Raw genomic sequence first — 7,910 nt, forward strand, 5'->3', positions numbered from 1 at the left:
GTGGGCCACAAAAACTACCGCGCCTACTTCGATATGGCCCGGCGCAGCCTGAGGGACGACGGTTTATTTTTGCTGCACACCATTGGCAAAAATCGCGCGGGTGCCGGGATCGATCCGTGGATCGAAAAATACATCTTCCCCAATGGCGCGCTGCCCTCGGCGTCTGAAATCGCCCACTACAGCGAAGAAGATTTCGTCATGGAAGACTGGCACAACTTTGGCGAAGACTATGACAAAACCCTGATGGCTTGGCATGCGCGCTTTGAGGATGCTTGGCCCACCTTGCAAGCGCGCTATGGCGAGCGTTTTTACCGCATGTGGCGCTACTACCTGCTCTGTTGCGCGGGCACTTTCCGCGCCCGAGACAACCAGTTGTGGCAGGTGGTGCTGTCGCCCGGTGGGCGGGCAGGGGGGTACCGCAGGCCGCTGATGTGAAGGTTCATTCGTTGTGGTTCATCTTGTGCAAAAACATGCGCAATAAGAAAGCGCCCATCAGCAGCATGACCACGATCACGGCCAAACTCATCAGGCCGTAGTCGGTGGAAAACAAATCGATCAGCAGTTTCACTGTGCTTCCTTGGGTTGGTTTGGACAGTTCACTGTGCCCCCGTGCACGCGGCCAGTAGCTGATCAAAATCAAATGGACTGCACAAAGTCGTGCTTCAATGCGCGGGTCCCATTTTTGGCTCCGTGCCCACCACCCCATGACCAACCCGTCTACTGCTTTTTCGTCTGTTTCCTTGCCAGAAGTCTGGCCCTTGTCGGCCCGGTGGTTTCTGGCGCTGGGGGCGATCAGCGCCTGCACCAGCGTGGTGTTCAGCGCCGCCTTCGCGCATTTGCCGGTGTTTGCCGGGGGCGTGCCCACGACGGTGCAAACCGCTTTGAGCCAGCAGCAATTTCATGCCCTGGGGTTGTTGTTCACCGGGCTGGCGCTGCGGGTCTGCGGGGCATCGCGCTGGCTGCAGGCGGCGGGCTGGCTCATGGTGCTGGGCTTGGTCTTGTTCAGCTTCAATCTTTACGCGCGGCAAGTGTTGGGGTGGGATGTGTTGCGCGCGTTGGTGCCTTGGGGCGGGGCGGCCTGGATATTGGCCTGGCTGGTTTTGGCCATGGGCTTGGCGCACGGGAGCGGAAAAATAAATCGGCAAGCTTGAACTGAAAGTTTTTTCCTATGGGATCGATAGGAACTACTCATGAGTAGAAACCCTAGGTTGCATTATGATTGCGACCAATGAGTTTTCTCATTTGATAGTTTTTATTAACCACTCCAAGGAAATGACCATGTCCTCTTTGATCAATACCCCAGTCCAGCCTTTCAAAACCCAGGCTTTCCACAACGGCAAGTTTGTGCAAGTGTCCAACGAAACCCTCAAGGGTGAGTGGTCGGTGCTGATTTTCATGCCCGCCGCCTTCACCTTCAACTGCCCCACAGAAATCGAAGACGCGGCCGACAACTACGCCGAGTTCCAGAAAGCTGGTGCCGAGGTTTACATCGTGACCACCGACACCCACTTTTCGCACAAAGTGTGGCACGAGACATCGCCTGCTGTGGGCAAGGCCAGGTTCCCATTGGTTGGCGACCCGACACACACCCTGACACGCGCTTTTGGCGTGCACATTGAAGAAGAAGGCCTGGCATTGCGCGGCACCTTCATCATCAACCCCGAAGGCATGATCAAGACCGCCGAAGTGCACTCCAACGAGATCGCCCGCGACGTGTCCGAGACCCTGCGCAAGCTCAAAGCCGCTCAGTACACCGCCGCCAACCCCGGCCAAGTGTGCCCCGCCAAGTGGAAAGAAGGCGCCAAGACTTTGGCTCCTTCCATCGACCTGGTCGGCAAGATCTGAATCTCGGGTGCCCTGCTGGTCAGGGCGCTGAGTTCAACGCATGCGGGCCACAAGCCTGCGTGCCTTGCGCTCAACGCATTCCCCCTCAATTCGCCCAAATTCACCCCAATTCCCCCTGTTCCCTGGCCTGCGCCACAAGCGCGGGTCCAAGTTCACTGCCCCCCGAAAAACCGGAGATCACCATGCTCGACGAGACCCTCAAAGCCCAATTGCAGCAATACCTGGCCTTGCTGCGCCAGCCGATCCGCCTGATCGCCTCGTTGGACGACAGCGAGACGGGCGTTGACATGAAAAACCTGTTGGAAACCATCGTCGGTTTGTCTGACAAGGTCAGCTTGGAGACCTCGGGTGACGACGCACGCAAGCCGTCGTTTGTGGTGGCGCGTGAGGATCAAACGCAAGGCGTGCGTTTTGCGGGCCTGCCTCTGGGCCACGAGTTCACCTCGTTGGTGTTGGCCCTGCTGTGGACGGGCGGTCATCCCCCCAAGGTCGAGTCTGACGTCATCGACAGCATCAAGGCCCTTGAAGGCAACTTCAACTTTGAGGTCTACATGTCGCTGAGCTGCCACAACTGCCCCGACGTGGTGCAGGCTTTGTCGCTCATGGCCATCGTCAATCCGCAGGTCAAAACCGTGGTGATCGAAGGCGGTGCTTTCCAGAAAGAGGTGCAAGAGCGCCAGATCATGGCGGTGCCCATGGTGTTCCTCAACGGCCAAGTGTTCGGCTCTGGCCGCATGTCGGTGGAAGAAATCGTGGCCAAACTGGACACCAAAGCCGGTGAACGCGACGCGGCCAAGCTGACCGCCAAAGACCCCTTTGATGTGTTGATCGTGGGCGGTGGTCCTGCCGGCGCGGCTGCGGCTGTCTACGCTGCGCGCAAAGGCATCCGTGTGGGAGTGGCCGCCGAGCGTTTTGGCGGCCAGACCAACGACACCATGGCGATTGAGAACTACATCTCTGTGCTGGAGACCGATGGCCCCAAGTTTGCGGCTGCGCTCCAAGCGCAGGTGCGTCAGTACGGCGTGGACATCATGAACTTGCAGCGTGCAGCCCAAATCATCCCCGCCACCGAAGCCGGTGGTTTGGTGCAGGTCAGGATGGAGAACGGCGGCACCTTGCAGGCGCGCACTGTGATCTTGTCCACCGGTGCACGCTGGCGCCATGTCAACGTGCCCGGCGAAGCCGTGTACAAAAACAAGGGTGTGGCCTATTGCCCGCATTGCGACGGTCCTCTTTTCAAGGGCAAGCGCACCGCCGTGATCGGTGGCGGCAATTCCGGTATTGAGGCGGCCATTGACTTGGCGGGCATCGTCAAGCATGTCACGGTGATCGAGTTTGCCGACCAGCTCAAGGCCGATGCGGTGCTGGTGGCCAAGCTCAAGAGCTTGGCCAACGTCACCATCCACACCTACGCGCAGACCACCGAAATCACGGGCGATGGCGGCAAAGTCAACGGCATCCGCTACAAAGACCGCACGACCGGCGATGACCATTGGGTCGAGTTGGAAGGCGTGTTTGTGCAAATTGGCCTGGTGCCCAACACCGAGTTCCTCAAGGGCACGGTTGAGCTGAGCAAATTCGGCGAGATCGTGGTGGACGCCAAAGGCCACACCAACGTGCCCGGCGTGTTCGCAGCGGGTGATTGCACCACCGTGCCTTACAAGCAGATCGTGATCGCTGCGGGTGAAGGTGCCAAAGCAGCCCTGAGCGCCTTTGACCACCTGATCCGCATCCCGGCCACTTCAGTGGCTACCCCGGTGGCTCAGACCACAGCCGAGGCCGAACTGGCTTGAGGTGGCGTTTTTTCTTGTCCAGAAGGCGTTTGGCCATGCCGTGTTGTGGTACCGGGCCATGGTGCCCGAGGTGCATTGCAGACGCCGCAACTCAGCCCAGAGGCCTTGAACGAGCGGTTCAAGTTTCCGGGATCAGGCGGCGCTGCAGTCTTTGCAGTCGCCATACAGTGTCAGGTCGTGGTCTTTCACGGTAAAGCCTGGGGGGGCCAGGCGTGACAAGTCGCCGGGGCAAGCGTGCACGTCAAACACCTTTTGGCACTGCTGGCATTGAAAGTGGTGGTGGTGGTGATGGTCCGCCAACTCATAACGTGCGTTTTCGCCGGGCAGTTTCACCTCTTTGAGCGTGCCATCCTCGGTCAGGCTTTTCAAATTTCGGTAAACGGTGGCGATGCCCAAACCCGGCACGCTGGCTTGCGCAGCGTCCAACACCTCATGGGGCAGCAATGGGCGTGCCGCATTGGCAATGGCATCGCGTATCGATGAACGTTGGCGGGTATTTCTTTCCATGTGTCGAGGTTAACTGATTCTTGTGGTTTTTATGTGATAATGAAATATCAATACCAACCCAGCAAGGATTTGCCATGACTTGGCCACTATCTCCGTGTCGTCCGCCTCCCCAACACCCCGTTCTGCAAGCCGCCTTGGCGTGCGTTTTGTGGGCCGCAGCTTCGGCGCAGGCCCAAACGACTGCAGGCCCGGCGGCCGACACAAAAGACAACAGACCCGCCAAAACGGAGCACGCCGATCACGGCTGGCAATGGGGCGTGGTGTTGGATGCGGGCGCGACATCACGGGCCTTGGCCTTGGGGGCCCGAAGCCAGGGTTTGCAGCTCGGTCACAGCGACTTGACGGTGTCGGGCCCTGTGGGTTCGCAGCTGAAGGCGCAGCTGACTGCAGTGGCCGAAACGCACGACGGCAAACTGGAAAAAGCTGTGGAAGAAGCCTGGTTGGAGACGACATCTTTGCCGCTGGGCCTGCAATTGCGAGGCGGACGTTTTGCATCGCAAGTGGGCTATCAAAACGCGCAGCACTCGCATGCCGATGATTTTGTCGAGCGGCCCTTGCTCTACCGCGCTTTGTTGGGCGGCCACTGGAGCGACGATGGCCTGCGCCTGAACTGGACTGTGCCGAGCGCCCAATACCTGATGTTCGGTGTGGAGGCCTTCAGGGGCAAGCGCCTGGTGGCCGAGGCGGCCAATGCGCCAGGCCAGCTGGGCGCTGTGGCTTTTGTGGCCAAGTTGGGCGATGACTTCAATCGCGACAACAGCTGGCAGCTGGGCTTGTCCCACATCCGCAACCGCCGCGAGGCCGCGCTGGAGGATGCGCATGGTCACCACGATGAACACGAAGACGATCACGATGACCACGGGGGTGAAGAGGCCCATGGCGCACACGCTCACCATGGTGCCCAGTTCAGCGGCCGCAAGACCTGGATGCTGGACGCCACCTGGAAGTGGTCACCCAATGGCAACAACCGTCAAGAGCAGCTCAAGTTGGGTCTGGAGACTGCCAGAACCACGGGCCTGAACCGATTTTCCAGCTCGGGTGACCGTCACCAGTCGCACGCCTTGTCTGCTGTTTGGCGTTTCAACCCGTCTTGGGAGGTGGGCGCGCGCACCGACTGGCTCAAGGTCAGCAAACCTCACGGTGACCACTTCGACGCGGCCCAAATGCGTGAGCACGCTGTGATGGTGGTCTACAAACCCACGCACATGCAATCGGTGCGGGTGCAATACACCACGCAGCGTGATGTGAAGGGTTTTGAAGCCCCCGCCAAAAACGCCGTGCAATTGCAATATGTGCTGGCCTTTGGAGCCCATGGTGCGCACCCGTTCTGATCGGGCCCTGGTGCCAAATCGTGGGCGCAACCGGATCCTGGCCGCGCTGACACTCTGGGCTGCTGCCCTGAGCGGGCCGGTCCAGGCTCAGACCGTGTTCGCTTGCGAGCCGGAATGGGCCGCGCTCAGCCGTGTGCTCTTGCCCGAGGCCAAACTGCATGTGGCCACCCATGCCGGCCAAGACCCGCACCACATCGAGGCCAGGCCGGCCTTGATTGCCCAGATGCGCCAGGCCGACCTGGTGGTGTGCACCGGCGCTGGGCTGGAGTCGGGCTGGTTGCCTGTGCTGCAACAAAGAGCGGGCAACCCCAAGGCCAAAGAGGTGTTTTGGGCCTCTGACCATGTGGTCATGATCGACCCGCAGCCCGCAGCCATTGGCACGCCTTGGGCAGGCGATGTGCATGCCGAGGGCAACCCGCATGTGCATGCAGATCCGCGCAATTTGCTCTTGGTGGCCCAAGCACTGGCCGAGCGCATGCAGGAAGTCTGGCCGGTCAAAAAGTCGGTGATCGCCGAACGCTTGCGGGCATTCGAGCAGACCTGGCAGGCCCGCATGACGCAATGGAGCCGCATGGCAGCGCCTTTGCGCGGCCAGCGCGTGGCCGCGCAGCACGCCAGTTTTGGCTACCTGTGGCATTGGCTGGGCATCCAGCTGGTAGCCGATCTGGAGCCCAAGCCGGGCATGGCCCCGACACCTGGCCATCTGCAGCGCTTGCTCGATGGCTTGCGGGTCAAACCACCCGCAGCCGTGGTGGTGGCCAGCTACCAGGACCCGCGTCCCGGCCGTTGGTTGAGCAGCCAACTGGGCCCGCAAGTGCCTTTGCTGGTCTTGCCAGCCACCGTGCACGAACAGGCCGATGCCCAAGCCTTGGCCGACTGGATGGATGGGCTGGTCCGCAGCTTGTTGCCATTGGCTAAACCATGAGCGCCGAGTTCTGGTACCTGACGCCCATGGCGGCACTGCTGCTGGGCCTGTTGGCCTTGGCATGGCCGTCTGAATTTTTGACCCGTAGATCAAGACGTCCGCCGTTTTGACCTGTTTTTTTAACCACCTGTTGTTTTTTCAATTTCTGACCATGACTGCGATTCAAATACCTTTTGTCAAACTTCATCGACATACCCTGTTGGCCCTTTGTACAGCCGCCTTTGTGGCCGCCTGTGGCGGCAGCAGCAGCGAGCACGGCAACAGCCATCACAAAATCGACACAGCGGGCCGATTGGCCTTGGCTGAAAACGGTGTGGCAACGGTCCGCATTTTTGATCTGGACAGCATGGGTGTGACCGCCAGCCACTCACTCGACCACTCTCCGTCTTCGCTTTACACCAGTCCCGGGGGGCGCTATGTCGTGGCGATGCAGCGCATGCAAGACCAAGTTCAATTCATCGACGGCGGTATCTGGCAGGAGGACCACGGCGATCACCTGCACGACTACAAAACGGCTTCAGCCCTGGTGCCCTGGACGCTGACCGGTTCGCGCCCCACACACTACGATCTGCAGCCTGGCAAACAGGCCGCCTTTTTCATGGACGGAAACAGTGCTGCAACGCCGATTCAGAACGCAGGCGTTCGCTTGATTACAGAAAACTCTATTGCAGCCAAGCGCATTGAAGCCAGTGTGGATCTGGCTTATCCCATCCATGGTCTGGGTGAACCCGTTGGCAACAAACTGTTAACGGTGTCCAGGGCTGAAGATGCCACCACCACACTGCCCACGCATTTGGAGCTGTACCAGCGCAGTGGGAGTGGTTACACCTACGACCGTCGTTTAGAAACCCGCTGCGAGGGCATGCACGGCTCGATCAGCAGTGGAGCCCACACGGCTGTGGGTTGCATGGATGGCGTGATGCTTGTCACCCACACCAGCGCCACGGGAGTCAGTGACCGCAAGGTCTCCACCCCTTTGCGCGTGGGTGCTATCGCGGGGCATCCCAAACTCGTGGGTCAGTTCATCGCCATTGCAACCGAGGGCAGCGCTGCAGCGCCCCCTGTCACGACCCGTTTCTATGCCATCAACGCCGAGGCTGGCACATCCGCAGAGTTGAGCGTGCCCGGGTGGGGTTCTGCAAGTGTGCGCCGTGCGCACGCCATTGACCGCAGTGGCCGTCGTTTTGCTGTGCTGGACCATACGGGCAGCTTGCGCATGACGGTGCGCGATGGCAGTACGTGGGCAGCCGGCCCGGTGGTTAACAGCGTGGTACCCGTCATGCCCGCAGCAGCCCCTTGGCCAACCATCGTCGCCAACGGTGCCAAGGATGTGCTTTACATCACCGATCCGGTGGCTCGGCAATTGGTGACCGTCAACAGCCAGACTGGCGCTGTGGTCAGCAGAACAGCGCTCGGATTTATGCCGTCATCCATCACATGGGTTGGCATTGGAAAATGATTGTTCTGTCTTTTGTCTTGTCCATGTGGGGCAGCGGCACCGCAGCCTTG

The 7,910-nt window shown here is 60.1% G+C and carries 9 protein-coding genes; 7 read left to right on the forward strand and 2 right to left on the reverse strand.

Annotated features, from left to right (window positions below; all coding sequences use genetic code 11):
* On the forward strand, positions 1 to 435 hold a 435-nt coding region (locus ACIQ47_RS13510; RefSeq protein WP_396438616.1), incomplete at its 5' end, for a class I SAM-dependent methyltransferase.
* Positions 436 to 439: 4 nt separating this feature from the next.
* Here the strand turns inward: ACIQ47_RS13510 and ACIQ47_RS13515 are convergent.
* Positions 440 to 568 carry a DUF3149 domain-containing protein gene (locus ACIQ47_RS13515; protein ID WP_396438617.1) on the reverse strand — a complete coding sequence of 43 codons (129 nt, stop codon included), beginning with the start codon at positions 566 to 568 and terminating at the stop codon, positions 440 to 442.
* A gap of 136 nt (positions 569 to 704) precedes the next feature.
* On the opposite strand from ACIQ47_RS13515, the gene ACIQ47_RS13520 reads away from it, so the two are divergent.
* The 3 genes from ACIQ47_RS13520 to ahpF all read left to right on the forward strand — a co-directional run bounded on the left by ACIQ47_RS13520 (position 705) and on the right by ahpF (position 3,638).
* Positions 705 to 1,151, forward strand: a complete 447-nt coding sequence (locus ACIQ47_RS13520) for a DUF423 domain-containing protein (RefSeq protein ID WP_396438618.1) — start codon at positions 705 to 707, stop codon at positions 1,149 to 1,151.
* Between the two features lie 127 nt (positions 1,152 to 1,278).
* The gene (ahpC, locus tag ACIQ47_RS13525) at positions 1,279 to 1,845 is read left to right on the forward strand and encodes an alkyl hydroperoxide reductase subunit C (RefSeq protein ID WP_296292125.1); all 567 of its coding nucleotides are present in this window, start codon (positions 1,279 to 1,281) and stop codon (positions 1,843 to 1,845) included.
* 182 nt (positions 1,846 to 2,027) lie between these two features.
* Positions 2,028 to 3,638 carry an alkyl hydroperoxide reductase subunit F gene (ahpF, locus tag ACIQ47_RS13530; protein WP_396438619.1) on the forward strand — a complete coding sequence of 537 codons (1,611 nt, stop codon included), beginning with the start codon at positions 2,028 to 2,030 and terminating at the stop codon, positions 3,636 to 3,638.
* 132 nt (positions 3,639 to 3,770) lie between these two features.
* Here ahpF and ACIQ47_RS13535 read toward each other — a convergent pair whose 3' ends face one another.
* The gene (locus tag ACIQ47_RS13535; RefSeq protein WP_396438620.1) at positions 3,771 to 4,145 is read right to left on the reverse strand and encodes a Fur family transcriptional regulator; all 375 of its coding nucleotides are present in this window, start codon (positions 4,143 to 4,145) and stop codon (positions 3,771 to 3,773) included.
* A 74-nt stretch (positions 4,146 to 4,219) separates the two neighbouring features.
* Between ACIQ47_RS13535 and ACIQ47_RS13540 the strand changes: the two genes are divergently transcribed.
* From ACIQ47_RS13540 to ACIQ47_RS13550, 3 genes are all read left to right on the forward strand, one after another.
* Positions 4,220 to 5,476, forward strand: a complete 1,257-nt coding sequence (locus tag ACIQ47_RS13540) for a hypothetical protein (RefSeq protein ID WP_396438621.1) — start codon at positions 4,220 to 4,222, stop codon at positions 5,474 to 5,476.
* Entirely contained in the window at positions 5,457 to 6,401 is a 945-nt protein-coding gene (locus ACIQ47_RS13545) for a metal ABC transporter solute-binding protein, Zn/Mn family (RefSeq protein ID WP_396438622.1), read from the forward strand. Before ACIQ47_RS13540 ends, ACIQ47_RS13545 begins: the two co-directional genes overlap by 20 nt.
* A 151-nt stretch (positions 6,402 to 6,552) precedes the next feature.
* On the forward strand, positions 6,553 to 7,860 hold the full coding sequence (locus ACIQ47_RS13550) for a hypothetical protein (protein ID WP_396438623.1): 1,308 nt from the start codon (positions 6,553 to 6,555) through the stop codon (positions 7,858 to 7,860).
* Positions 7,861 to 7,910 lie beyond the last annotated feature (50 nt).

Origin of the sequence: Limnohabitans sp. (assembly GCF_044373035.1) — a bacterium.
Taxonomy (GTDB): domain Bacteria; phylum Pseudomonadota; class Gammaproteobacteria; order Burkholderiales; family Burkholderiaceae_C; genus Limnohabitans_A.

Coding starts and splice junctions, on each gene's coding strand:
- ACIQ47_RS13520 (WP_396438618.1), top strand. CDS start 705: ATGACCAACCCGTCTACTGCTTTTTCGTCTGTTTCCTTGCCAGAAGTC.
- ahpC (WP_296292125.1), top strand. CDS start 1,279: ATGTCCTCTTTGATCAATACCCCAGTCCAGCCTTTCAAAACCCAGGCT.
- ahpF (WP_396438619.1), top strand. CDS start 2,028: ATGCTCGACGAGACCCTCAAAGCCCAATTGCAGCAATACCTGGCCTTG.
- ACIQ47_RS13535 (WP_396438620.1), bottom strand. CDS start 4,145: ATGGAAAGAAATACCCGCCAACGTTCATCGATACGCGATGCCATTGCC.
- ACIQ47_RS13540 (WP_396438621.1), top strand. CDS start 4,220: ATGACTTGGCCACTATCTCCGTGTCGTCCGCCTCCCCAACACCCCGTT.
- ACIQ47_RS13545 (WP_396438622.1), top strand. CDS start 5,457: ATGGTGCGCACCCGTTCTGATCGGGCCCTGGTGCCAAATCGTGGGCGC.
- ACIQ47_RS13550 (WP_396438623.1), top strand. CDS start 6,553: ATGACTGCGATTCAAATACCTTTTGTCAAACTTCATCGACATACCCTG.